The following is a 24,722-nucleotide window of genomic DNA, read 5'->3' as shown; positions in this document are numbered from 1 at the left end:
ACATCGGAAGCATCTCGAAGACGATGGCGCCCGGCATGCGGATCGGATGGCTTGTTGCACCTCGCAAGTTGCAGGATGACCTCGTGATGGCCAAGTACGCCAACGATCTCGGCACACCGGTACTCCCCAGCTCGTACTCGCCGGACCGGCTTCGTGAGGCGGCGAACCGGATCGCGGGGGCCGCCACTGTCCAATGTGAGTAGTTGTCTGAGTAGAGCGCCTGTGCACAACTGCCCGAAAGCTAGTCCGTTCGGGTACCTTTGATCGGCTTTCCGCCGGAGTGGTAACGGGTCAATCCGGGCGAACGAGAAAAGCCAGTGCCGGGCAGTGGCTTCGCTGCGCGGCTGAACCGAGACAGCCGGCAGCGGGCATCGGGGGCCCATGCCGTCGGGAGGCGGTCTGGCATGCGCTCTTTCGCTTTTCGTCGTGCCCTGCGCAAGCCCGTAGCGACGCTGACCAGCGTCGCCCTCGGCCTGTTCGGGGTGGTGGTGACCGCCCAGCCGGCGGTCGCCCAGAACCAGGACGTGCAGAAGATCCTGGCGGGCATCAAGTCCTTCGGCGACTTCAGCACGGCGCTGGCGACGGTCGGCAAGCTCGGCGAGGCCCTGCCGCTGCTGGGCGTCAGCCCGGGCGGGGCGCTCGGGTTCGCCGACCTGGTCACCAAGACCGTCCACGATCCGTTACAGGGCAAGAACGCCTTTGCCGATCTGGCCGGGAGCTATCCGCTCACCGGGGACCGCACCGGCACGCTGACCGTCCAAACGAGCCAGTCGAACGGCGTGGAGCGCGTCGACGCCACCCTGCAGTTCACAACGGTGGCACAGAACCAGCCGGTGTCGGTCGCCGACCCGAAGGTCAACCTGACCACCTCGGGCGCGGCGGACGTCGACTTCACCTTCGACGCGACCCTGCACTTCGCCTACGACACCACACGCGACTGGTTCTACCTCGTGAAGGACGCGCAGTCGCCGAAGTTCACCATCGGCGCCAAGGGCCATCTGGACACGCAGGCGAAACCCGCCGCGGGCTTCGGGATCCTCGGTGTCGACCTGGACACCGCCGCCTCCCACGTGATCGTCGAAGCGAACCTGACCGGGTCGGCCGACGACCCGGACGGCGACGGGAAGCTCGCGCTCACTCCCCCGGCCTCCGGGCCCGGCACCACCGAACTCGCCGCCCCGGGCGCGGCCGCCGGTCTGTTCCACTTCGGACTCGGCGCCCCCGCGGGCAAGGTCGACGCCGCCCTCGCCTTCACCGCCCAGCCGCTGGCCGGCACCTCGGTCGGCGGGCTGTCCGGGACGATCAAAGTGGACTGGCCGGACATCGGCAGCGGCACACCGAACATCACGGTCACCGGGCCGGACCTGGCGCAGCTCAACAGGTTCACCACGCTCAGCCCGCGGGACCTGATCGAGGGCCTGAGCCACCTGGCCAGTTCGATCAACTCGGTCCAGCGCGCCCAGTGGGGCGACCTGACCAAGCCGCTGGGCAACGTCAACCTGCCGTTCATGCGCGGCACCCTGGCCGACGCGGTCAAGGCGGCCGGCGCGCTGGCCAAGTTCGTGGACGACAACGTGATCAAGACCGGTGACAAGGCCCAGTTCGGCCAGCCGACGTTCACGTCCATCCAGGACATGGTCAAGCTGCTGAACTCCGACCCGATCGCGGTGTCCGGCGTGAACTTCCACGACGACACCAAGAAGCTCGAGTTCACCCTGACCATGACGCAGGCCGCGGGCGCCGGGCAGCCGCTCGACGTCGCCGCCACGCTGACCTCCGGACAGGGTCAGGGGATCACGTACGAGGCCACGAAACTCAAGCACAGCGGCAAGACCTGGAGTGTCGACGGGTTCAAGGGCCGGGTCGTGACCGCGGGAACCTCGCAGGGTGTGGTGAAGTCGAACACCCCCGACGAGATCACTCTGGAAGAGCCGTGGAACGGCGGCATCCCGGCGCCGGGCGCGGCCTACAAGGTGACCTCCGAGGACCCGATGACCGGCCAGGTCACTTTCGGCGACACGTTCGCAGGCAAGGGTTTGCGCAATGCCAACGCGTTGAACGCCACCGCATCGGTGAAACCCTCCTACCAGGCCAAGGCGACCCTGGTCCTCGACCTGCGCGACCCGATCACCGGTGACGCCTGCAAGCCGCTCGACCCGGACGCCGCCCAGACCGGCTGCCCGTTCGCGGACAAGAACCCGGACGGCACAACGACGCTGGTGTCCAGCCTGCCGCGCACGCCGGACCGGTTCCTGCTGCGCACTGGTAGCGAGCTCCTGCACGCCGACGCAGCGGTGGACACCAAGGTGGACGTCAACGGCAGCGTCGGGTACCTCAAGGTGCACATGTCCGGCGACCTGCACCTGGCCACAAAGGACGGTTCGGCGCACATGCTGACCGTCAGCCTCAAGAAGGTCGGCGACGCCGACGGCGATCTGCCACTGTCGCAGGTGTTCGCCAAGCTGGTGGACAACCCGTCGACGCCCGCGGCGGAACCGGAGGACCTGCTGAGCGTCACGGTCGGCGGCAAGGCCACCGCGACGGTCAGCCTGGATGTCCCCGGTATCACCGACTTCTTCGGTGGTCCGGTCAGCGTCGGAGTGTCCATGCCGGACATCACCGACCCGGCGAAAGTCGACTTCACCGGGCTGGACGCGCTGGACAAGGCCAAGGCGTTCGACTTCGACCCGGGCAACCCGCGGGCGATGTTCACCCAGATCATCAAGGCGCTGCAGCTGTTGAACGACTCGCTCAAGGCGGTCGACGGCGACGGCAAGGTCAGGACCGCGCTCACCACACCGCTGCCGGTGGTCGGCAAGTCGCTGTCCGAACTGCTCGGCAGCGCGGACGTCGGCGCCGGTCCGACCGTCGAGTACGGCAACGACAACAACATCGGCTTCATCAAGGACACCAGCCGCACCTTCGGCCCGGACCTGAACAACCGGGCCGTCCTCGTCGGCACACAGGTCGCGATCGTCGCCGCGGCCGACAACAACCGTCTGCTGCTGGCCCAGCCGTGGGCGCAGATCCCGGCCAAGGGCACGGCGTACGCGTTCCGCAGCCCGCTGGAGGACGCGGTCGACCGGTTGACCGCCGCGCCGCCGGACTACCTGCAGGACCTGGTCGGCGCGCTGAACACCGCGCTGCCCGCGGGCAGCGGGATCTCGTTCGCCTACCAGGTCGTGAACAACAAGCCGTCGATCGTGCTGAACGTCGACATGAAACGGAATGTGACCGCCTCGCAGCCGGTCCGGTTCTCCTTCACCGACGAGACCAACACCGCGCGGTCGCTGATCGGTGCCGAGGGCGAGGCGAACGCCACCCTGTCGCTCACCGGGTCCACCAAGATCGGCTTCGTGCTGCCGCTGGACAAGAACCTGGCGCTGGACGGGCCGGGCGCGCTGTCCGTGCTGCCGACGTCCACAGTGGACCTCACCGCGCACGGCGGTATCGAGGGCTTCGTCAAGTCCTCGATCGGTCCGCTGTCGATCGCGTTGGGCAACCCCAAGGGCCCGGAGAAGGCAGTCGCGAACGCGCACTACAACGCGCATCTCGGCTATGGACCGGGCGGGACCGCCCCGGTCGCGTTGTCGGACTTCGTGAAGAACGTCTCGTTGTCGCTCAACGCGGACAACAAGCCGGTCACCTGCCCCGGCGACCCCGCCGCGGACACCGATCTCGCGCTGTGCGCGGTCATGCCGGTGTTCACCAGCGTGGACAACACGAACTGGACGAAGCTGGCCGGCCCGGGTGACTCGTTCATCGTCCGGCTGCCGCGCCAGATCGACGCGAACAACCTGGACCAGGCCTTCGCGTTCAGCCCGGACCTGCCCGGTGGGGTCAAGCGGTTCGAGATGCCGGCCGGCATCGGCGCCAAGATCCTGGCCTCGCTGCTGGACTTCTCGCAGTTCGGCGACGGCATCGACAAGTACCTGGCGATGGTCGAGCGGGCGCTGCGGCTGGCCGCGTTCGACGGCAAGCTGCCCTTGGTGGGCAAGGACATTCAACAAGGCGCCGACAAACTCGGTGAGCTGCGGACGAAGATCCAGGGCGTGGTGGCACAGCTGCCCGGCGGCGGCCGGGTGCCCACCGCGGGCGCACTGTCCGACTGGGTCAACAACCAGCTCAAGACAGCCGTCGGCAGCACGATCACGCTGGACCTCAAGTGCACCGGCGATGTCACGTGCGCGTCCAACGCGCCGCTGCAGGACATCATCGGCGCCGCCTTCGCGTTCGACGTCTGCGATGGCGATGTGTTCGGCGACGACTGCACAAAGGACACGCTCGGCCTGGAACGCCCGCTGGACATCGGCATCCCGGGTCTGTCGCTGAAGGCGGCGCCCGGCGCGCCGAACATGAAGCTCGGCCTGGCCTACCACCTGCACATCAAGGCGGGTGTGGACAAGAACAGCGGGTTCTACGTCGCCACGAACGACAAGGAGAACGCCGAGCTGGGCGTGAAGCTGAGCTTCACGTTGCCCGACAACATGAAGGCGCGACTGGCCTTCCTGGACGTCGGTCTCAAGCAGCACCAGGGCGACAACGCGGCGACCGACCTGTTCGCCGGAACGTTCTACGTGGACATCCACAAGAAGGGCCAGGCGCCCTGCTACCAGGGCTGCGGGACCGGCAACGACCGGATCTCGCTGGCCGACCTGGCCGACCTGGACCAGGTGGCGAGCGTGTCGCTGGCCGCGCAGGTCGGCATCGACTGGGACTTCGACGTCTCGGCCGGCCCGCTGCCGGGCGTCTCCGGGTGGTTGCACCTCAAGTGGGGCTGGACGCTGGGCCAGAAGCCCGGCGACGGCGACCCGGAGATCGCGTTCAACAAGGTGAAGCTCAACGCGGGCAAGTTCCTCGGGTCGGTGCTCAAGCCGATCGCGGAGAAGGTCGCGCTGTTCACCAAGCCGGTCCAGCCGGTCATCGACCAGCTGTACGCGCCGATCCCGGTGCTGTCCGACCTTTCCCGCGCGGTCGGCGGCGGTGACGTCAACCTGGTCACCATCGCCAAGGAGTTCAGCACCATCGCGGGCGGCCCGGACCTGGAGTTCGTGGACAAGATCCTCCGGACGGTCAAGCTGGTCGGCCAGATCGCCGGGAACGGCGGGGACATCGACGTCGGCAGCTTCACCGTGGCCGGCAAGGCCGCCAAGGAGACCAAGAACTCGCCGGACAACGCGGCCTCGCTGATCTCCGGCAAGACGTTGACGCACGACGACCTGCGCGGCGAGGTGGACTCGAAGTCCGGCCAGCAGGTGGTGGGCGACAACGGGTCGGGCACCGCGTCCGGGTTCAGCTTCCCGATCCTCTCCGAGCCGGCCAAGCTGTTCGGCCTGATCATGGGCCAGGACGTGGACCTGATCAAGTTCGACTCCGGGCCGCTGCGCCTGGGCTTCTCCTACAGCCAGTCGTTCGGCCCGGTGTACGCGCCGCCGCCGGTGCTGGTGACGATCTCCGGCAGTGCCTCGGTGGAGGCCCGGTTCCGCGCGGGCTTCGACACGTTCGGCATCCGCAAGGCGATCGAGTCCGGCCGGGCCGCGGACATCCTGGACAGCATCTACCTCCAGTCCGCCGGTGACGACGGGAAACCGTTGCCAGTGGTCACCTTCCGGGGCGAGCTGGCCGCGGGCGCCGCGGTGAGCGTGGTGCTGATCGAGGTCGGCATCCAGGGCGGGCTGGCGCTGACCATCAACCTCAGCTGGGCCGACCCGAACAACGACGGCAAGTTCCGGTTCTTCGAGTTCTCCAAGGTGGCCCTGCAGAACCCGACCTGTCTGTTCAACATGGACGGACGGCTGAGCCTGTTCCTCAAGGTGTACATCAAGCTCGGGTTCTCGATCTTCAGCGTGAAGTTCGACTTCACCCTGGCCGACATCACCTTGCTCGACTTCTCGGTGAAGCCGAACTGCACACCACCGCCACCCGTCCTGGCCCACCCGGACGGCGACACGTTGGTGCTGCACGTGGGCAACGCCGACATCGGCAAGCGCGGTGACCAGGCGTGGACGGCGAACAACGTCGACGAGAAGTGGGTCGTGACCCAGCTGGTCAAGGACGGCACCAAGGACACGTTCGACGGGTTCGCGGTGAGCGCGCTCGGCTTCCGCGAGGAGTACCGGGGAACCGGCCTGACCAAGGTGAAAGCGGACGCGACCGGCGACAAGGGCAAGCGGCTCTTCGTGTTCCAGGGCGACGCCGACAAGAGCGGCGCGGCCAACGACGCGGCGGCCGAGGCCAAGCCGTTCGACAAGTCCGTCACCGTCACCGGCGGCGACAACGACGACTCGGTCAAGACCAGCATCGGCCCCGCGGTGATCAACGGCGGCCCGGGCAACGACCAGATCACCACCGGCGACCTCGCCACCGCGTTGGGCGGCAAGGGGTCCGTGACGGTCAACGGCAACGACGGCGATGACTCGATCACCGTCGGCGGCGCGGGCGACACGGTCAACGGCGGCGCCGGCAACGACCGGATCTCGGCCGGCCTGGGCAAGAACACGATCAACGGCGAGGACGGCGACGACACCATCGGCATCGCGTCGGACAGCCCGCTCGCGCAGAGCAACCCGGGCAAGCCGGAGTTCGTGGCCCAGGAGAACCTGCTGATCGGCGGCAACGGCAACGACAAGATCTCCGGCGGGTCGGCCAAGGACACCATCCACACCGGACCGGTGTTCGGCAACGCCGGTGACCAGACCGGCGAGGACGACCCCGGCTGGCCGGACAAGGCCGTGATCAAACAGGACGGTCAGCCCGACCAGATCGTCGACGCGACCAACATCGTCGACACCGGAACGGGTTCGGACATCGTGTACGGCAGCCAGGGCGTGGACCTGGTGACCGGGCACTCGCAGCCGGGCCAGACCGACGACATCCGCGGCGGCGGCAACGCCGACATCCTGACCGGTGGGTTCGGTACCGACAAGGTGTTCGGCGGGCCGGGCAACGACTACGTCATCGCCGAGCCCTCAGATGTCGGTGACTCAACGGGAACCGGCGTGTTCGGGCCGGACCGCCCGGTGAACCACCGGGTTCTGCCCGCGGGCGTGACCCCGTCGTCGAAGCTGCTGGTCGGCGGCTACGGCAACGACCACGTCATCGGCGGCGACGGCGGTGCGGAGATCTTCGGTGACAAGCACGCCAACGCCTGCGTGCAAGGCTCGGACCCGGAGTCCAAGCCACCAGCCGAACCGAATGACGCGCAGGACGGCCGTGACCTGATCACCGGTGGGTCCGGAGTGGACATCATCGCCGCGGGTGGCGCCGCGGACAACGTCGACGCGAAGGCGAACAACGACCGCGCCTGCGGCCAGCTCGGCGACGACGTGATCGCCGGGGGCAACGACGACGACACCCTCTACGGTGGCGGCGGCAAGGACCTCATGTTCGGCGACAACGGCAAGGACTCGGTGTACGGCAACGACAACGAGGACACGCTCTACGGTGGCGCCGACAACGACGTGATCGAGGGCAACAACGCCGGTGACACCGAGTTCGGCGGTACGGGCGAGGACACGGTCATCGGCGGCACGCGCAAGGCGGGTGAGCCCGACACGGGCGACCTGCTCTTCGGTGACGACGGCAATGACCTGATCATCGGCGACAACGGCGTGACCGGACCGTTCGATCTGGACGGTGCCAACGCCGGTGCGGGCGGACCGGACTTCGTGTTCGGCGGCGAGGGCGACGACCGCGGCTTCGGCGGGCTCGCGCACGACGAGCTGTCCGGTGGCAACGCGGATGACTACCTCGAAGGCAACAACGCCGACGACACCATCCACGGTGACGCGGGTGAGGACCGGATCGTCGGCGGTAGCGCGGAGATTGTGTCCACTGCAGACGGTCATCAGACCGGCCGTCCGGACACCGGCGACAAGCTGTTCGGTGACGCCGGGCCGGACCTGATCGCGGGCGACAACGCGGTTCTGTCCCTTGTGGACGGCAGCGCGGCTTCGCCGATCACCTTCGGCAGGCAGTTCGCCAAGGCGCACAAGATCACCCTGCTCGACCTGGGTTACGCGCCCACGGCCGGGACCTCGGGTGACGACGTGATCAGCGGTGGCCCGGACCAGGATGTGATCTCCGGTCAGGGCGGCGCCGACACGATCACCGGTGATGGCGAGGACGACTACGCCGAAGGCGGGCCGGGCCACGACACCATCTCCGGCAACGACGGCCAGGACGACCTGGTCGGCGGCAGCTCGGCCGAGGAGGCGGCCGGGGTGGGCCAGCCCGACACGGGTGACACCATCCACGGCAACGCCGGTCAGGACGTCGCCCTGGGCGACAACGGTTCGCTGATCCGGTTCGCCCCGCTGAGCCGCGTGACACTGGAACGCGGCATGGCGGGCCGGCAGATCGTGCTCGAGGACCTCGGGCTGACCCCGCACGCGGATTCCTCCGGCGCGGACGAGATCGACGGTGACGAGGCCAATGACGTCATCCTCGGTCAGGGCGGGCCGGACCGGCTCAAGGGCGACGCGGCCGACGACTACGTCGAAGGCGGTCAGGGCGTCGACTGGATCGAGGGTGACTCCGGCGACGACGACCTGGTCGGTGGCAACAGCACGCCGCTGTCCGGCCAGGGCGAGACCACCGCGGGACAGCCTGACGCGGCGGACGCGATGTTCGGCGGGCCAGGCAACGACGTCGGCCTCGGTGACAACGGCGTCGTGCTGCGCCCGGCCGCCGGGGAGACCCCGACGCGGGCGACCCAGCGGCTGGCCACCTCCGGCGGCAACCCGGTCGCCGGGCGGATCGTGCGCCAGTACGACCTGCAGTCCCCGCCACCCGGCGACCGGTTCGGCGACGACCGCGAGTCCGGCGGGTCCGGTGTGGACGTGTTGTGGGGCCAGGACGGGCAGGACTACCTGTCCGGTGGTGCCGAGGCCGACTACCTGGAAGGCAACGGCGGCAACGATGTGCTGCGCGGTGACCTGCCGCTCGGTGCCCAGTCGACCGAGACAACCGTTGTCCCGCTTGGCGACCCCGGTTGGCCGGGGACGGCGAGCGCGGCCGGTGAGCTGGAGGGGTCCGGTCCCGACGGACAGGACGACATGATCGGCGGCAGCGCCCGGGCCGGGTTCCGCGACGGCGGCGACACGTTCGAGGGCAACGGCGCCGACGACGTCCAGCTCGGCGACAACGGTTCGCTGGTTCGTACCCTCCAGGGTGCGCCAGGGGCGATGACCGAGAAGGTCTACACCGAGCGCTATCTGACCGGTCAGGTGCCCGCGAACGCGACGGTGTCGCGGACGCACGACCCGGACCTGCCCGGCCCGTCCACCCGGTTCTGCACGACCGCCCAGGCGACGTGTGAACCCGGCGGCGCCTTCGGCAACGACACGATGTTCGGCGACGACGGCAACGACGGCATGTGGGGCCAGGACGGCGACGACACCATGACCGGTGGCGCCGGAAACGACGACATGCTGGGTGAGCTCGGCAACGACACCATGTTCGGCAACGACGGCGAGGACGCCATCCTCGGCGACCGCGGTGGTGTGGTGAACGAGTACGTCAACGCGAACGACGTTGCCGCCAAGGGGTTCACGGTGACGCTCGACCCGCCGCCCAAGGAGACCTACACCGGGTTCCAGGCGGGCGCGTACGACCGGCGCATCGACCTGCTGCACGATGTGGACGGTGACGCGTGGATCGGTGGGCCGACCGCGCCTGCCATGCCGCACAACGGGATCGCCGAGGGTGGCGATGACCGGATCCGCGGTGGCCTTGGCAACGACAACATCCACGCAGGGTTCGGTGACGACATGGCCAACGCCGACAGCGGCGGCGACCAGCTGTTCGGTGACGACGGCGCGGATGTGTTGTGGGGCGGCAAGGGTTGCGACCCCGTGGCCGACGCGGCGACGCCGGACTGCCTGACCAACGGCGTGTTCGACCCGACCTCCCGCGGCACGAACGACCGGTTCATCGACCACACCTTCGGCGGCGTCGGCGGTACCTCGCCGGCCTCGCAGGCCGGTGCGCTCGGCTCGGACGTGATCGACTTCAACCCGCGCGGTGCCTACCCGGGCAACTGCGCGGCCGGTCCGTGGCCGCAGACACTGGGCGAGGGTGCGATCGACCCGTGCCGGTGGTTCGAGATGACCGAGAAGACCAACGACAACCCGGCGGTCCCGGCCACCCTGGCCGACAACCAGCACCACGACGGCATCGACTGGATCTACGGTGGCTGGGACCGCGATGTGCTGCAAGCGGATCGCGCGCAGAACGGGCCGAACAACGGCGACCGGCTGATCGACTGGAACGGCGCCTACAACCTGTTCACCCACTGCAACGCGGCCTACGGCGGCTACAACGACGTCCGCGGCCACAGCCCATCCATGCAGGACTTCCTGCAGAAGCTGGCCTGGGGCTCGGGCGCGGGCCAGACCGCGGCCGATGTGTCGGCCGAGGGCACGTCCGCGTTCCGCGAACTGGCCATCGTCTATCCGCCGGACAACAACCAGCACGGCTCCGGCCCGGCCTACCCCACCACACCAGGCCACTTCGACACACCGGTCTCGTGTAGCGACTGACTGAATGGACGAATCCAGCCGTTGCCTGTCTGGCAGCGGCTGGATTCGTTTAGCGGGTGGGCTCGCGGCGTGGGAGGAGTAGGAGGGCGGCCATGGACACGACGGCGCAGCCGATGATGTAGAGGCTGATCCAGGTGCTGCCGGAGCCGGAGCCCTCGAGGATGGCGGTGGCGATCAGCGGGGCGGGGCCGCCGGCGATGACGGACGCCAGGTGGTAGCCGATACCGGCGGCGGAGTAGCGGACGTGGCTGTCAAAGCTTTCCGCGATCAGGGCGGCCTGGGGGCCGTACTGGATGTCGTGCACGATCAGGGAAACGACGATGCCCAACAGCACGAGGGCGGACACTTTGGTGTCCAGCAAACCGAAGTACGGGAACGCGTAGACCGCAGTGGCGACAATGCCTATGCCGTACGTGAGTTTGCGGCCGATGCGGTCGGACAGCCAGCCGAAGAAGGGGACGCTGATCAGGCCCACCGCGGCTGCCACCATGGTGTCGCTCAGCAGGCTGTCGCGGCTGAGGCCGAGTTTGCTTGTGCCGTAGGTGAGGACGAAGGTGATGAACAGGTAGAACGGTGCCTGCTCGGACATCCGCACGAACGCCGCGCACAGGATCTCCCTGGGATACCGGCGGAACGCTTCCCACACCGGCACGCGGACGATCGCGTTGGCCTGGCGCACCTGGGTGAACTCCGGCGACTCCAGCACTCGCAGCCGCACGTACAGCCCGATCCCGACGAGCACGATGCTCAGCAGGAACGGCACCCGCCAGCCCCAGGTCTCGAACCCCGGCCCCGCGATGGGGCTCATCAGCTTGAACACGCCGGTGGACAGCAACAGTCCAATGGGGACACCCAGCTGCGGCATGCTCGCCATCAGGCCGCGTTTGGTCTGTACGCCCCATTCCATGGACAGCAGCACCGACCCGCCCCACTCGCCGCCGACCCCGATGCCCTGCAGGATCCGCAGTACCACCAACAGGATCGGCGCGGCCACGCCGATGCTGGCGTACCCGGGCAGGCAGCCGATCAGGAACGTGGCGATCCCCATCAGCAGCAACGTGGTCACCAGCGTGGCCTTGCGGCCGACGCGGTCGCCGAAGTGCCCGAAGATCGCCGCCCCGATCGGCCGGGCGGCGAACCCGACGAACTGGGTGGTGAACGAGTAGAGGACCCCGGCGAGCGGCGAGCTGCCCGGGAAGAACAGCTTGGGAAAGATCAGCGCCGCCGCCGTGCCGTAGAGGAAGAAGTCGTACCACTCGATCGACGTGCCGACCGTGCTGGCCACCACGGCGCGCCTGCGCGCGGTCCGCACGGTCCCGTCATTGAGCGTGTCCGCAGTCATCGCTGCACCTCCGGCTCACCCACCACAGTGGAATCGCCCTGGGGATTTGTCAACCGCCGGAACGCGTAACCGGTTGACCGGTGACAAGATCCGCCCTGAAAAAACTTCCACCGAGTTGTGTCGAGATCGGCGCGGGCCGTTCGACGCGTTGACGACCGCACGTCAGGACGAACAAGGAGCAACCAATGCGCACCCTGGTCACCACCGCTTTCGTCTCGCTCGACGGTGTCATGGAGGGGCCCGGTGGCGAGCAGGGCTACCGCAACGCCGGCTGGACCTTCCAGGGCATCGAGTTCGACCCGGCCGCCTACGAGCTCAAGGGCCGGGAGCAGGAGGAGGCCACGGCCATGATGATGGGCCGGGTCAGCTACCAGGCGTTCGCGCCGGTGTGGCCGACCATGACCGTGGAGTTCGCCGGTTACAACGCGATGCCGAAGTACGTGGTCTCGACCACGCTGGGTGAGCAGGACCTGGTCGGCAACTGGAGCGAGACCACGATCCTGCGGTCCCTCGACGACGTCGCCGCCCTCAAGCAGACCGACGGCGGCCCGATCATCGTGCACGGCAGCGCGAACCTCAACCAGAACCTCTCCGACGCCGGCCTGATCGACCGCTACCACCTGCTCGTCTTCCCGGTCCTGCTCGGCGCGGGCAAGCGCTTGTTCAGCGCCACCGACAAGGACCGCCAGAACCTCAAGGTCATCGAAAGCGAGTCCTACAGCAACGGCATCCAGAAGCTCGTCTACGACGTCGTCCGCTGAGATCCAGGCGGACGGGCGAGGTGGCTGGCGCGGACGAGGCTCAGGCCGGTCAGCGCCAGCAGGCCCACAGTGATCCACCCGGTCGTCTGCACGCCGAAATGGCTGCTGACCAGCCCGAACAGCAGCGCGACGGACAGGAAGGCGAGCCACCTAGCCGGTCTCGCGCGGCGGGCATGCGGTTGGCGCGGGCCGGGACCAGGCGGAAGTCGCCGAGCCGCTCGTGCCCGAACGCCCGGCGAAGAACTCCGCGACCGCATCGCGACCCACGTACAGCGACGGTTGCGGCGGCATCGTGAACCGCACGTCGTCCCACACCATCGCCACCACCGCGTCGGTGCCCCCATCCTCACCTATCGGCCGCGCCGAAGGACAGCCATCGCGGCGATCGGGACCAGCAACAGGGTCAGCACGCCGGAAAGCACGAGCCCGCCAGTGGTTCCGGTGAGCTGGATGAGCGGGCCGCCGAGGCCGAGGCCGAGCGGTGCGGCCACTGTGGACCCGGTGGTCCAGAGGGTGACGACCTGTTGTTGCTCGTCCGGTTTGAGCCCGGACTGGAGGAAGCTGTACGCAACCGGGGTGAATGGCGCCCACACCAGACCTCCCAGCCCGAACACGACCAGGGCCACGGTCAGGTTTCCGGTCGACGCCAACGCGATGGGGCACAGCGCCCACAACCCGATGATCGCGATCAGCACGTGCCGTTGCGGCAGGTTCCGCAGCTGGTTCACCAAAGTGGCGCCAAGGAAAGCGCCGATGCCCAACGCACCCCACATCAGGCCCAGACCGGACGCGTCCGCGCCCAAGGTTCCGCTCACGTACAGCGGCAGCGCCACTTCGATGGGCATGTAAAGGAAGTTGAAGAAGAACTCGACGAACAGCAGTCGTGCCGCGACCGGCCGGCGCCGCAGGATCCGCCAGCCGGACAGCTGCCGGCGGGGTGTGTCCGGGTCCTTGATCGTCCGGGGAACGGAGATCAGTACGGCCGTGAGCAGAATCAAGGCGCCGCAAGCATCGAAGAACAACGCGACACCCGCACTGGTTGTTGCGACGATGATCCCGCCGAGGGCAGGACCCGCGATGTACAACGCGAAGGTGGCGTTCAGGCCGAGCAGGCCGTTCACCGCGAACTGGCCGTCCGGGCCCGCGATGGAGGTCGCCAGCACCCGGCGGCTGCTCGACCCCGCCATCCGGACCATCGCCCCGGTCAACAGCCCCAGAATCAGCACCGGCAACGTCAGAAGCCCGGTGACCGCAAGGGTTCCCAGGCACGCGAAGGTCAGCGAACGCAACAGGCAGTCGGCGATGAGCAAGGTCCGCGGCGGCACGTGCACCCGGCCGAGACCGATGGCCAGCGCGAGGATCGTCGACAGCACGAACGGGGCGGCCTCGACCAGACCGATGGCGATGGCCTTGGGAACGGTGCCGTGAATGGACAACGTCTGGATCGGCATGGCCACGATGAGCATGCCGGTGCCGATGTTGGCGAGCAGGTCGCCGAGCAGGAGACCAGCCACTCGCCGGTCGCGCAGCACCTCGCGGTAGGACTGGTTGGCGACAACGGTGGTCATGGGCTGGTCTCCTGCGGTGAGCTCATCGGGCGGTCAGGCGGACGACCGGGTACTGACGGTCGGACTTGCTCTGGTACTTGGCATAGCGGGGCTGGGCCGCGGTAATCCGTTGCCACGCCTCGTCACGGTCGGCGCCGGACAGCCGGTGGGGCGTGACAGCGACGGTGACGTTGCCGGGCAGTTCGATCGCCGCCGCGCCCGGGTGCGCCATCAGGTTGGCGAACCAGTCGGGGTGCTGGCTGCCGCCGCCGGAGGCGACGACCAGCCGGTCCTCACCGTCGGCGAACCAGGCCACCGGCGATTCCCGTTGCTCCCCACTGCGTTTGCCAACGGTGTGCAGGATAAGCACGTCCATGCCCATGAACTGGCCGCGGCCGCGGCGGATCTTGCGGTTCATCCGGCCGTTCATCGTGTGCTGCATCCACCGGGAGAACGCTCCTGGCGTGCGGGCCTGCCTGGTCTTGGTCATTGGTTTTCCCTCCAGTCGGTCACCGGGTGTCACGGTAGGGGTGGCCCGGGGGCGGGCGCTTCTCGATTCCTGACCGATCACCTCTGGTCCAGAACCTCACCGTCCACAACGGAGTGCTCAGTGGTCAGCGAGAGGGTGGCCCCGGCGAGCGGGAAGCCGCGCGCGGCGGCCGCCGCGCCCCGCATCGCCGAGGCCGACTCCCAGCGCCAGATGTCCAGGTAGGACCCGTCCTCCTGGCGGATCAGGGTGGCCTCGGTGAACTCCGGGTTGGCCGACCGGATGCCCTGGATCAACGCGGAACGCTGCTCCAGCAGCTGGGCGAGCTTGCCGGTCTCGACGGTGTAGCGGTGGGTCCGCACGACTGCCATGCCGATCAGCCCCAGATGCCCGCGGTCTGCCGCGTCGCCGCGTTGAGCCGGTTGAACAGGTTGGTGGTGGCGATGTACAGCACGAGGGCGGCCATTTCGCGCTCGTCGAAGTGCTTCGTGGCCTCGTCCCACACGTCGTCCGGCACCGCGTCGGACCGGTCGGCCAGCCGGGTCACGCTCTCGGCCAGGGCCAGCGCGGCGCGTTCGGCATCGGTGAAGTAGGGGGCCTCCCGCCAGGCGGCGACCGTGTGCAGCCGTTCGTCGGTCTCGCCGTTCTTCTTGGCGGTCTTCACCCCGCCGTCCACGCAGAAGCTGCAGCCGTTGATCTGGCTCGCCCGCAGGTGCACCAGGTCGAGGGTGGCCTTCGGCACGTCGGTCGACTGGATCGCCTTGATCAGGCCGTAGATCGCGGTGGTGGCGCCGTCGAGGACCGAGGCCGGGTTCTTCATCCGCGGGTTCATCGTGGTTTCTCCTTGTCCGGTAAGGCTTTTCGGTATGTACATAGCCTCGCGCCGAACCGGGGAACGAACAATGAGCAGTCACGAAACGACGGTTGCGCCCAGGGTTAACGATGACGACGATGGCGGCGTGGAACTACGCGACATCGAGATCTTCCTGACCCTCGCCGAGGAGCTGCACTTCGGCCGGACCGCGGAGCGGCTGCACATCTCGCCGCCCCGGGTCAGTCAGGCGATCGCCAAGCAGGAACGGCGCATCGGCGCGCCCCTGTTCGAGCGGACCAGTCGCAAGGTGACGCTCACCCCGCTCGGCGAGCAGCTCAGGGACGATTTGCAGGCGGGGTACCGCCGGATCCTGGAGGGTGTCGAGTCCGCCCGGGACTCCGCGCGCGGCGGGGCGGGCGAGCTGACGTTCGGCGTGCTGGGCCCGATGTGGCAGGAGATCTCACCCATCACGGCGCTGTTCCGCAGCCGTCACCCAGACGTGGGACTGGGCCTGCGTGAGGTGCGGATCGACGACCCGTTCACGCTGCTGCGCGAGCGCGAGGTCGACCTGGCCCTGCTCGCGCTGCCGATCGAGGAGGACGACCTGACCGTCGGTCCGGTGACGTTCACCGAGCCGATCGTGCTCGCGGTCGCTCGCGACCACCCGTTGGCCGCCCGGCGGTCGGTGTCCCTCCCCGATCTTGCCGGGTACCACGTTCTGCCCTCCGGCTTGCCGATCCCCGAGTACTGGGAGTCGGCGATGTGCCCGGCCCCGGTGACCGACCCCAGCCGCAGGCCGCGGTCGCGCGAGGAGGTCCTGTGGTCGGTGACCAGCGGGGATGCCGTGGCCTTCGCGTGCGCACAGGGCGTGAAGTACCTCGAACGCGCCGAGGTCGTCTACCTGCCGATCGACGAGCGGCCGACCATGCGCTGGGGCCTGGTGCGCCGCTCGGGCCCGCTCGGCCGGCTGGCGGGTGAGTTCTGCCGGGTCGCGGCCGAGCTGGGGCCGTTGGAGCTGGACATCGCCTTGGAGGCCGCGCCGCCACTGCGGCTGCGTTCAGTGGGTTGACGGTCAGTGCTCGAAGTCCCACGCGGTGGCGCCGAACGGTTCGGCGTTGGCGACACCGATGGCGGTGTGCAGCGTGAGGCGGTAGAGGTACCAGGGCGGCGGGCCCGCGCTGGGGGCCGTGAAGGACGCGGTGAGCGCGTCGCCCTCCACTTCGGCGGGCCAGCCACCCGTGCGGTACACGGCCGCCACGCGGTCCAAAGTGGCCGCTTCGGTGACCCGGTGTGCCTCGCCCTCCAGCACGAGGTCCAGGCCAGGCAGGCGCACGGACACGCTGCACGCCGGGTTCGCCGCCAGGTTGCGTGCCCGGCGGGTGCCCGGCCCGCTGACGAAGTAGAGGGCGTCGTCCACCCAGATGGCCCCGACCCCGGCGGAGTGCGGCCGTCCGTCGGGCCGCACGGTCCCGACGAAGAAGGTCAGGTCGGTCTCGGGGGTCTCCTTGGCCAGGAGGTCGCGGGGACGGCTCCACGGCAGGTCGGCCGACCCGTACTGGTCGAGGTTGCGGGTCGCGATCGGTTCGTTCGTGTGCTCGGTCATGCCTACGCGTCGAACGAACCGACCACGGATCGACATCGGGCGGCGCCCGGATGTGGCGGAGATTCGGAACTTGCCCGGCCGGGTATCCGGGTGGGTGTCTGAGAAGAAGGACCAGAGCCTGGTCACCGTGCTGATCGCGCTCCTGGCGAACCTGGGGGTGGGGATCGCGAAGCTGGTCGCGGGCCTGCTGTCGGGGTCGGGGGCGTTGTTGTCGGAGGCGGCGCATTCGATGGGCGACACGTCCACTCAAGTCTTGTTGCTGACGGCGGTCCGGCGGTCGCAGAAACCCGCGGACCGGCAGTATCCGTTCGGATACGGCAAGGACCGCTACTTCTGGTCGTTGCTGGCCGCGATGGGGATCCTGGTGTCCGGGGCGGCTTTCTCGGTGTACGAAGGCGTCCGGACCATCGTCGAGGGCGGCGAGCAGACCGCGTACGTGTGGGTGAACTACCTCGTGCTCGGCATCGCGTTGGTGCTGGAAGGTTCCTCGCTGTTCCAGGCGACGCGGCAGGTCAAGAACGAGGCCGCGGAGCATCGCCGGTCGGTGCCCGGGCAGCTGGAAGGCAGCGATGACCCGGCGCCGAGGGCCGTGCTCATGGAGGACAGCGCTGCGGTGGTCGGCATCGTGCTGGCGGGCGGCGGGGTCGCGCTGCACCAGCTGACCGGGCAGGCGATCTGGGACGGCATCGCGTCGATCCTGATCGGCGTGCTGCTGGCGGTCGTGGCGGTGTTGCTGGCCGGCACGAGTCGGCGGCTCCTGCTGGGACGCCAGGCCGATGGGCGGATGATCCGCGCTATCGAACAACGCCTGGAGCAGCAGCCCGAGGTCGACGACGTGGTCGACCTGCTCACGATGATGACCGGCACCGACCGCGTCCTGTTGTGCGCCAGGGTGGACTTCGTCAACACCTACTCCGCCGGCGACGTGGAACAGGCGTGCATGCGGATCGACGACGAACTGCGCAAGGAGTTCCCGGACCTGGACGAGATCTTCATCCAGCCGGTCCCCCGGTCCGATCAAGACCTCCGCGACCGCGTCCTGCGCCGCTACGGCCACGTCTTCGCCGACGAATAGGTCGTGAGTGGGTTCGGCCGTGAGAACACGGCCGAACCCACTCACGAGGGGGTTGGGTCAGACGCCGGTCTGCGGCGGCGGGTTCACCTCGCCGCGCCAGGCCCCGGTCTCGCCCGGCTGCTTCTCGATGAACTCCTTGAAGCGGTTCAGATCGCCCTTGACCGTGCGGTCCAGCACGCCCAGCGCCGCGCCCGCCTTCTCGGTGAGCGTGTCCGGCCCGTACTCCATCTGGACGTTCACCCGTGTCGTCTCGTCGTCGATGCGGTGGAACGTCACCACACCAGCGTGTGTCTGGCCGCCCACGGAGTGCCACGCCACCCGCTCGTCCGGGTGCTGTTCGGTGATCTCGGCGTCGAACTCACGGTGCACTCCGCCGATACTGGTCTCCCAGTGGGTCATCGTGTCCGTCACCTGAACGACCCGGTCGACGCCGTTCATGAAGTACGGGAACGACTCGAACTGGGTCCACTGGTTGTAGGCGGTCCGGACAGGTACTCGCACGTCGATCGATTCCTGAATCGTCGTCACGCTGTAATCCCTTTCCGTGTTGCGGTTCCTCCTTAGGCCTACCCACCGTGGCCGCACCCATGCAGGGTTTCGGACGACAGGCCTCCGGGAAACCAGCGGAGGTGGCGAGAGCGGGCGAGACACTCCTGTGGTGGGTCGCGCTGGTCGGCCTCTGGGTGTCGACGCTGAGCACGATCACCACGCAGGAACTGGTGGCCGCCGCCGTTGCCGGGGTGCCGTGCGCGCTGGTCGCGATGTTCGCACGGCGCGCCTACGGCGGCGAGTGGCGGCTGTCACGCGCTTGGAGCCTGCCGGTCGCGATCGTCCGCGACTGCGCCAAGTTGTTCAGCCGCGAGACCGGTATCCACCGGATTCCCGTTGAGCCACATGAGAAGGCGGTGAAGACCATGGTCGTGTCCGCCTCGCCGGGAACCGTGGTGCTCGACGACGAGGACGACCTGACCGTGCACACCCTGGGGCGACAGTGAACGGCTGGGAGGTCGCGGCTTTCGTCCTGGTCATCGGCGGAATCGTGCCCGCTCTCATCCTTGCCTGCCGGGGTGACGCGGTCCACCGCCTGGTGGGGCTGGAACTGGCGTCCTCGGTGGGCGTCCTGGTCATGCTGGTCATGATCCAGGCAACGGGCCAGCCCAGCTACCTGATCGTGCCGCTTGTGTTGGCACTGCTGGGCTTCGCGGGCACGCTGGTGTTCACCAGGTTGCTGGGGAGCAAGCCGTGATCCTGCTGTGGATCGGCGTCGTGATCGCTGTCGCGGCAGCGATAGGTGCGGTGGTGACCAAGGACTTCTACCGGCGCCTGCACTTTCTGACACCCGTCACGTCGCTGGCCGGCCCGGTGATCGGCCTGGCGCTGGCGATCGTCAACGGGTGGAGTCTCACCACTTTGCTGATCCTGCTGACGATCGTGATCCTCGGCGTGACCGGGCCGGTGCTGTCCGCCGCGACCGGCCGGGTGGCCGCCCAGCGGGACGAGCTCGAATGACTCCCCTCCTGTTGCTGATGTTCCTCCTGGTCGCCGCGGGCGGCACGGTTGTGGTGTCCACACAGGACCCCAAGCGCCAAGCCGTGACACTGTCGGTCTATGGCGTGTTGCTGGCGTTGCTTTTCCTGCTGTTGCAGGCACCTGACGTCGCCCTGTCTCAAGTCGCCGTGGGCACTGCGGTCGTGCCGCTGATGGTGTTGCTGGCGGTGCGGAAGGTCCGCGGAGGCAAACGGTGACGCGCCAGGTGCGGTGGGTGGTGTTCTGGCTCGGCGCGGCCGGGTTCGGGGTGCTAGCCGTGCTCGCGATGATCCGCATGCCCGGGTTCGGCAGCCTGGTGCACCCGTACCGGGATCTCGCCGTGCCGTTGGCGAACGCCCGGTCGACGCCGAACGTGGTGTCCGCGTTGAACTTCGACCAGCGCGCGCTGGACACCCTGATCGAAGAGACCATCCTGCTCGGCTCGGTCGTCGGCGCCGCGGCCTTGCTGCGCCCTTCCGATCATGAACGGGAACACTTGGCGACCGAGGAAGGCCGGACCCTGGAGGCCACCCGGTTGCTCGGCTACCTGTTGCTGCCCATGACGTTGATGGTCGGGATCGACGTCGTGGTGCACGGGCATCTGACGCCCGGCGGCGGGTTCCAGGGCGGGGTCGTGCTGGCCACCGGCGTACACCTGTTGTATGTGGCCGGAAGCTACCGGACGCTGCAAAAACTCCGGCCACTGGCCTGGTATCGCCTGGCGGAAGCGCTGGGAGCGGGCGCGTTCGTGGTACTGGGCTTGTTGGGCCTGCTGGTCGCCGGTGGCTTCCTGGTGAACTTCCTGCCCTACGGCACTTCGGGCGACCTGTTCTCATCGGGCACCGTCGTCCTGCTCAACATCGCTGTGGGCATAGAGGTCGCATCCGGCGTGATCGTCCTGCTGGCGCAGTTCCTGGCGCAGGCGTTGACCGTGCAGGAGATCCGATGAGCGTGTTCCCCTACCTGGTCGCCGCCTGGCTGTTGCTGGTCGGCTGTTTCGGCGTGGTCCGCAGCCGCGACCTCGTGCACACGGTGGTGTGCGTGGCCGTCGCCCAGTCGGGAACGTATGTGCTTCTGCTCAGCGTCGGCTATCAGAAAGGTGCTTCCGCGCCAGTGCAAGGCGCGCCCGGCCCGGTCGTCGATCCGGTCGTGCAGGCGTTGACGTTGACCGACATCGTCGTGTCGGCGACGGTCACGGCTTTGCTGCTGGCGCTGGTGATCCAGATCGCCAAGCGCGAGGACACGGTCGACGCGGACAAGCTCGACGAACTGCGGGGCTGACGTGGATCCGGCGTGGCTGCCACCGCTCGGCATCGCGGTGCCGCTGCTGGGTTCCTGCGTTCTGCTCGCGGTGGCCCGGTTCGCGCCGCGGGTGGTCACCGACGTCATCGCGATCGCGACCGCCCTGATCAGCACCGCGGCCATGGCGGGCCTGCTCGTGGCCACCACGTCGAACCGGGTCGTGACCTGGGCCGGCGGCTGGACGCCCACTCAGAACCTGACCGTGGGCATTGTGCTGCAGGCGGATCAGATCGGCGCCGGGTTCGCGTTGCTGGCCTGCGTCCTGACGGTGTGCGCGCTGATCTACACCTGGCGGTACTTCGAAGACGCCGGGGCGCACGTGCCGGTGCTGATCCTGCTGTTCATGGCCGGGATGACCGGGTTCTCGCTGACCGCCGACCTGTTCAACCTGTTCGTGTTCCTGGAGCTGATGGGCGCCACCGCGTATGCGCTGACCGGGCACAAGATCGAGGAACCCCGGTCGGTCCAGGGCGGGTTCACCTTCGGCGTGGTGACCTCGCTCGGCGCGTACTTCATGCTGGCCGGGATCGGGATCCTGTACGCGCGCACCGGCCGGCTCGGCATGCCCCAGATCGGTTCCGCGCTCGACGGGCACGGCATGGATGCGTTGGTACTGCTGGCGATGGTGCTCGTGCTCACCGGGTTGCTGGTGAAGGCCGCCATTGTGCCGTTCCACTTCTGGCTGGCCGATGCGCATGCCGTCGCGCCGACGCCGGTGTGTGTCCTGTTCTCCGGTGTGATGGCGCCCTTGGGGATCTACGGGACCATGAGGGTGACCACCACCGTGTTCGGTGGAGTCCTTCCGCCCAGCACACTTCACCACACGCTGGTGCTCCTCGGCGTTGTGACAGCGGTGCTCGGCGCCGTGTTGAGCCTGATCCAGCGGCACCTCAAGCGGATGCTGGCGTACTCGACCATCGCGCACCTGGGTCTGTTCCTGGTCGGCATGGCCACTTTGACCGCGAACGGCGTGGCCGGATCGGTCGTCTACGTGCTCGGACACGCTGGGGTGAAAGGCGCGCTGTTCCTGCTCGTCGGGGCTTTGCTGGCCCGCAAGGGGAATGTCGACGAGATCAGCCTCTATCGTCAGGGTACCAACGATGGCCTGACCCGATGGCTGTTCCCGTTGGCGGCCCTCGCGCTCGCCGGGCTGCCGCCGTTCGGTACCGGCCTGGGCAAGGCGATCAGCGAGGAGGCCACCGGTTCGCCCTGGCTGATCGGGACTTTCGTGCTCGTGTCGGCCGCGACCGGCGGTGCCGTGCTGCGGGCCTCGCTGCGGATCCACTTCGGACTCGGCCCGCAACCGTACGAGGCAGATCGGGACACGACCAGTGGCGACGACGAGAAGCCCGAGGGCCGGTTCCCGCACCGCACACCGGCCACCATGTTGACGGCGATCCTGGTGCTGCTGACCGGCGGGCTGCTCGTCGGTGTGCTGCCGGTCATCTCCAGGATCATCGGCGATGGCGCACAACGGTTCCTCGACCGGCAGGGGTTCATCGAGCAGACGCTGTACTCCTACGAGCCCGTGCGACTGGCCGAGCTGAGCCATGTCGAGTGGAACTGGGCGGCCGTCCTTCTAGGACTCTTGAGTGTCCTGCTCGCGGTGGCGATCGCGCTGATCGGCGTGTTCCGGGGCGTCCCCCAGTGGCTGGACAAGCCGCTGCACGTGGTCCACCGGCTGCACTCCGGGCACGTCGGCGACTACGTTGCCTGGCTGGTGCTGGGCATCGCCGCTCTCGCCGCGCTGTTCAGCCTGAGCTGAAGCTGGGTACCCAGGCTCTCATGGGACGAACCCTCGCGCACAAGCTGATCGAGTCACACCTGGTGACCGGCGAGCTGACTGCCGGTGAACCGATCGAGATCCGGGTGGACCAGACGCTCACCCAGGACGCCACCGGCACTCTGGTCATGCAGGAGCTGGAGGCGCTTGGCCTGGACCGGGCCCGCACCGAGGTCAGCGTGCAGTACGTCGACCACAACCTGTTGCAGTCCGACGAGAAGAACGCCGAGGACCACTTGTTCCTGCAGTCGGCGTGCAAGCGGTTCGGCCTGTGGTTCTCCAAGGCGGGCAACGGCGTCTCGCACCCGACGCACATGCAACGGTTCGGGATCCCCGGCAGGACGATGGTGGGCTCGGACTCGCACACCTGCGCCGCGGGCGCGCTGGGCATGCTGGCGATCGGCGTGGGCGGGCTGGAGGTGGCGCTGGCCATCGCCGGGTGGCCGCTGCGGGTGCGGATGCCGGAGATCTGGGGCGTCCGGCTGACCGGGCGGCTGCCGGCCTGGTGCTCGGCCAAGGACGTGATCCTGGAGATGCTGCGCCGGCACGGGGTGCGCGGCGGGGTGAACCGGATCATCGAGTACCACGGCCCCGGCCTGCGGACGCTCTCGGCGATGGACCGGCACGTGATCGCCAACATGGGGGCCGAGCTCGGCGCCACCACAACGGTGTTCCCGGCCGACGCGGCCGTGCGGGACTTCCTGCGCGGCGAAGGCCGCGGCCACGACTACGTCGAGCTGACCGCCGATCCGGACGCCGAGTACGACCTGACCGACCACATCGAACTGTCCACAATAGAGCCTCTGGTCGCGAAGCCTTCGTCACCCGGCAATGTCGTCCCGGTCCGCGAGGTCGCCGGGACGCCGGTCAGCCAGGTCGTGATCGGGTCCTCGGCCAACCCCGGTCTGCGGGACTTCGCCATCGCCGCGGCGATCCTCAAAGGGCGTCAGGCCGACAACGCGGTCAGCCTGGACATCAACCCCTCGTCCCGCCAGATCTTCGCCGACCTGACCAAGCTGGGCGCCACGTTCGACCTGATCAGCTCGGGCGCGCGGATCCACCAGGCCGGGTGCATGGGCTGTATCGGCATGGGCCAGGCGCCGGCCGTCGGACGCAACTCGTTGCGCACCTTCCCCCGCAACTTCCCCGGCCGGTCCGGGACCAAAGAGGACTCGGTCTGGCTGTGTTCCCCGGAAACCGCAGCGGCTTCCGCGCTCACCGGAGTGATCACCGACCCGAGGGACCTCGATATCGGGTACCCGGCGCTGAACCTGCCGATGCACGCGACCGTGAACACCGCGATGCTCGTCGAACCTTTGCCACCCGAGGAAGCGGAACAGGAGGAACTGGTCCGTGGACCCAACATCTCCGCCCTGCCGGACTTCCCGCCGTTGCCGGACCGGATCGAGGCCCCGGTCCTGCTGACGCTCGGCGATGACGTGTCCACCGACGAGATCTCCCCCGCGGGCGCGCAGGCGCTGCCGTTCCGCTCGAACGTCCCCAAGCTGGCCGGCTTCACCTTCACCCGCCTCGATGAGACCTACCCGGACCGCGCCCGCGAGGCCGGGGACCACATCGTGGTCGGCGGTGAGAACTACGGCCAGGGCTCCTCCCGCGAGCACGCCGCGATAACCCCCAGATATCTCGGTCTGCGCGTGGTGATCGCCAAGTCGTTCGCCCGGATCCACTGGCAGAACCTGGCGAACTTCGGCGTGCTGGCCCTCGAGTTCACCGACCCCGCCGACCACGATCGCATCGCCCAGGGCGACACGCTGGTCCTTGACGACGTCCGGAACGCGTTGCGGTCAGGGCAGGAACTCACCGTCCGCACCGAGGACGGCGAGTTCCAGGTCCGGCACCGGTTGTCCGCCAACCAGATCGACGCCGTCCTCGCCGGTGGCGTGATCCCGTTGCTGGCCGGCCAGGACACGTGAGGCGGT

General features: G+C 68.4%; 20 protein-coding genes. 12 read left to right on the top strand and 8 right to left on the bottom strand.

The genetic code is table 11. The features are described from left to right. The first annotated feature begins 404 nt into the window (after positions 1–404). On the top strand, positions 405–10,541 hold the full coding sequence (locus AB0J95_RS32940) for a calcium-binding protein (RefSeq protein WP_364766668.1): 10,137 nt from the start codon (positions 405–407) through the stop codon (positions 10,539–10,541). A gap of 49 nt (positions 10,542–10,590) precedes the next feature. Here AB0J95_RS32940 and AB0J95_RS32935 read toward each other — a convergent pair whose 3' ends face one another. Beyond that, positions 10,591–11,883 carry an MFS transporter gene (locus AB0J95_RS32935; protein ID WP_364766665.1) on the bottom strand — a complete coding sequence of 431 codons (1,293 nt, stop codon included), beginning with the start codon at positions 11,881–11,883 and terminating at the stop codon, positions 10,591–10,593. Between the two features lie 185 nt (positions 11,884–12,068). On the opposite strand from AB0J95_RS32935, the gene AB0J95_RS32930 reads away from it, so the two are divergent. Then, complete coding sequence (locus AB0J95_RS32930; protein ID WP_364766662.1) at positions 12,069–12,644, top strand: dihydrofolate reductase family protein; 576 nt, start codon at positions 12,069–12,071, stop codon at positions 12,642–12,644. Between the two features lie 150 nt (positions 12,645–12,794). On the opposite strand, the gene AB0J95_RS32925 is transcribed toward AB0J95_RS32930, so the two are convergent. The 5 genes from AB0J95_RS32925 to AB0J95_RS32905 all read right to left on the bottom strand — a co-directional run bounded on the left by AB0J95_RS32925 (position 12,795) and on the right by AB0J95_RS32905 (position 15,510). Next, positions 12,795–12,962, bottom strand: a complete 168-nt coding sequence (locus AB0J95_RS32925; protein ID WP_364766659.1) for a hypothetical protein — start codon at positions 12,960–12,962, stop codon at positions 12,795–12,797. Positions 12,963–12,994: 32 nt separating this feature from the next. Then, on the bottom strand, positions 12,995–14,212 hold the full coding sequence (locus AB0J95_RS32920) for an MFS transporter (protein ID WP_364766657.1): 1,218 nt from the start codon (positions 14,210–14,212) through the stop codon (positions 12,995–12,997). A 22-nt stretch (positions 14,213–14,234) separates the two neighbouring features. Beyond that, a complete protein-coding gene (locus tag AB0J95_RS32915; RefSeq protein ID WP_364766655.1) occupies positions 14,235–14,681 on the bottom strand; it encodes a nitroreductase family deazaflavin-dependent oxidoreductase in 447 nt (148 codons plus the stop codon). A 77-nt stretch (positions 14,682–14,758) separates the two neighbouring features. Beyond that, on the bottom strand, positions 14,759–15,049 hold the full coding sequence (locus AB0J95_RS32910) for a hypothetical protein (RefSeq protein ID WP_364766653.1): 291 nt from the start codon (positions 15,047–15,049) through the stop codon (positions 14,759–14,761). A gap of 5 nt (positions 15,050–15,054) precedes the next feature. Beyond that, a complete protein-coding gene (locus AB0J95_RS32905) occupies positions 15,055–15,510 on the bottom strand; it encodes a carboxymuconolactone decarboxylase family protein (RefSeq protein WP_364766650.1) in 456 nt (151 codons plus the stop codon). Positions 15,511–15,637: 127 nt separating this feature from the next. Here AB0J95_RS32905 and AB0J95_RS32900 point away from each other — a divergent pair, with 127 nt between their 5' ends. Next, on the top strand, positions 15,638–16,561 hold the full coding sequence (locus AB0J95_RS32900) for a LysR family transcriptional regulator (RefSeq protein ID WP_364766647.1): 924 nt from the start codon (positions 15,638–15,640) through the stop codon (positions 16,559–16,561). Positions 16,562–16,564: 3 nt separating this feature from the next. Here AB0J95_RS32900 and AB0J95_RS32895 read toward each other — a convergent pair whose 3' ends face one another. Next, the gene (locus AB0J95_RS32895; protein ID WP_364766644.1) at positions 16,565–17,095 is read right to left on the bottom strand and encodes a pyridoxamine 5'-phosphate oxidase family protein; all 531 of its coding nucleotides are present in this window, start codon (positions 17,093–17,095) and stop codon (positions 16,565–16,567) included. A 94-nt stretch (positions 17,096–17,189) separates the two neighbouring features. Between AB0J95_RS32895 and AB0J95_RS32890 the strand changes: the two genes are divergently transcribed. After that, positions 17,190–18,170 (top strand): cation diffusion facilitator family transporter, encoded by a 981-nt coding sequence (locus AB0J95_RS32890; RefSeq protein WP_364766641.1) that lies wholly within the window; start codon positions 17,190–17,192, stop codon positions 18,168–18,170. A gap of 57 nt (positions 18,171–18,227) precedes the next feature. Here AB0J95_RS32890 and AB0J95_RS32885 read toward each other — a convergent pair whose 3' ends face one another. Continuing rightward, entirely contained in the window at positions 18,228–18,698 is a 471-nt protein-coding gene (locus AB0J95_RS32885) for an SRPBCC family protein (protein WP_364766639.1), read from the bottom strand. A gap of 101 nt (positions 18,699–18,799) precedes the next feature. Here AB0J95_RS32885 and AB0J95_RS32880 point away from each other — a divergent pair, with 101 nt between their 5' ends. The 8 genes from AB0J95_RS32880 to AB0J95_RS32845 are packed head-to-tail and all read left to right on the top strand — an operon-like array spanning position 18,800 to position 24,716. Then, positions 18,800–19,165 carry a hypothetical protein gene (locus tag AB0J95_RS32880; protein WP_364766636.1) on the top strand — a complete coding sequence of 122 codons (366 nt, stop codon included), beginning with the start codon at positions 18,800–18,802 and terminating at the stop codon, positions 19,163–19,165. Then, entirely contained in the window at positions 19,162–19,416 is a 255-nt protein-coding gene (locus tag AB0J95_RS32875) for an MrpF/PhaF family protein (RefSeq protein ID WP_364766633.1), read from the top strand. Before AB0J95_RS32880 ends, AB0J95_RS32875 begins: the two co-directional genes overlap by 4 nt. Beyond that, complete coding sequence (locus tag AB0J95_RS32870; RefSeq protein ID WP_364766630.1) at positions 19,413–19,679, top strand: monovalent cation/H(+) antiporter subunit G; 267 nt, start codon at positions 19,413–19,415, stop codon at positions 19,677–19,679. The genes AB0J95_RS32875 and AB0J95_RS32870 overlap by 4 nt, the downstream gene beginning before the upstream one ends. Next, positions 19,676–19,915, top strand: a complete 240-nt coding sequence (locus AB0J95_RS32865) for a DUF4040 domain-containing protein (RefSeq protein ID WP_364766627.1) — start codon at positions 19,676–19,678, stop codon at positions 19,913–19,915. The genes AB0J95_RS32870 and AB0J95_RS32865 overlap by 4 nt, the downstream gene beginning before the upstream one ends. After that, positions 19,912–20,646, top strand: a complete 735-nt coding sequence (locus AB0J95_RS32860) for an MnhB domain-containing protein (RefSeq protein WP_364766624.1) — start codon at positions 19,912–19,914, stop codon at positions 20,644–20,646. The genes AB0J95_RS32865 and AB0J95_RS32860 overlap by 4 nt, the downstream gene beginning before the upstream one ends. Then, positions 20,643–20,978, top strand: coding sequence for a cation:proton antiporter subunit C (locus AB0J95_RS32855; protein ID WP_364766621.1), 336 nt, complete (start codon positions 20,643–20,645; stop codon positions 20,976–20,978). The genes AB0J95_RS32860 and AB0J95_RS32855 overlap by 4 nt, the downstream gene beginning before the upstream one ends. A gap of 1 nt (position 20,979) precedes the next feature. Next, on the top strand, positions 20,980–22,764 hold the full coding sequence (locus AB0J95_RS32850; protein ID WP_364766618.1) for a complex I subunit 5 family protein: 1,785 nt from the start codon (positions 20,980–20,982) through the stop codon (positions 22,762–22,764). Between the two features lie 20 nt (positions 22,765–22,784). Then, positions 22,785–24,716, top strand: a complete 1,932-nt coding sequence (locus AB0J95_RS32845; protein WP_364766615.1) for an aconitate hydratase — start codon at positions 22,785–22,787, stop codon at positions 24,714–24,716. Positions 24,717–24,722: the final 6 nt, after the last annotated feature.

This window comes from Actinocrispum sp. NPDC049592, from assembly GCF_040675465.1.
Classification (GTDB): Bacteria; Actinomycetota; Actinomycetes; order Mycobacteriales; family Pseudonocardiaceae; genus Kibdelosporangium.
This window is presented reverse-complemented; position numbering and strand designations above follow the sequence as displayed.

Excerpts from the sequence above, each read along its gene's own strand:
- AB0J95_RS32940 (WP_364766668.1), top strand. The coding sequence starts at position 405 with ATGCGCTCTTTCGCTTTTCGTCGTGCCCTGCGCAAGCCCGTAGCGACG.
- AB0J95_RS32935 (WP_364766665.1), bottom strand. The coding sequence starts at position 11,883 with ATGACTGCGGACACGCTCAATGACGGGACCGTGCGGACCGCGCGCAGG.
- AB0J95_RS32930 (WP_364766662.1), top strand. The coding sequence starts at position 12,069 with ATGCGCACCCTGGTCACCACCGCTTTCGTCTCGCTCGACGGTGTCATG.
- AB0J95_RS32925 (WP_364766659.1), bottom strand. The coding sequence starts at position 12,962 with ATGGTGTGGGACGACGTGCGGTTCACGATGCCGCCGCAACCGTCGCTG.
- AB0J95_RS32920 (WP_364766657.1), bottom strand. The coding sequence starts at position 14,212 with ATGACCACCGTTGTCGCCAACCAGTCCTACCGCGAGGTGCTGCGCGAC.
- AB0J95_RS32915 (WP_364766655.1), bottom strand. The coding sequence starts at position 14,681 with ATGACCAAGACCAGGCAGGCCCGCACGCCAGGAGCGTTCTCCCGGTGG.
- AB0J95_RS32910 (WP_364766653.1), bottom strand. The coding sequence starts at position 15,049 with ATGGCAGTCGTGCGGACCCACCGCTACACCGTCGAGACCGGCAAGCTC.
- AB0J95_RS32905 (WP_364766650.1), bottom strand. The coding sequence starts at position 15,510 with ATGAACCCGCGGATGAAGAACCCGGCCTCGGTCCTCGACGGCGCCACC.
- AB0J95_RS32895 (WP_364766644.1), bottom strand. The coding sequence starts at position 17,095 with ATGACCGAGCACACGAACGAACCGATCGCGACCCGCAACCTCGACCAG.
- AB0J95_RS32865 (WP_364766627.1), top strand. The coding sequence starts at position 19,676 with ATGACTCCCCTCCTGTTGCTGATGTTCCTCCTGGTCGCCGCGGGCGGC.
- AB0J95_RS32855 (WP_364766621.1), top strand. The coding sequence starts at position 20,643 with ATGAGCGTGTTCCCCTACCTGGTCGCCGCCTGGCTGTTGCTGGTCGGC.
- AB0J95_RS32845 (WP_364766615.1), top strand. The coding sequence starts at position 22,785 with ATGGGACGAACCCTCGCGCACAAGCTGATCGAGTCACACCTGGTGACC.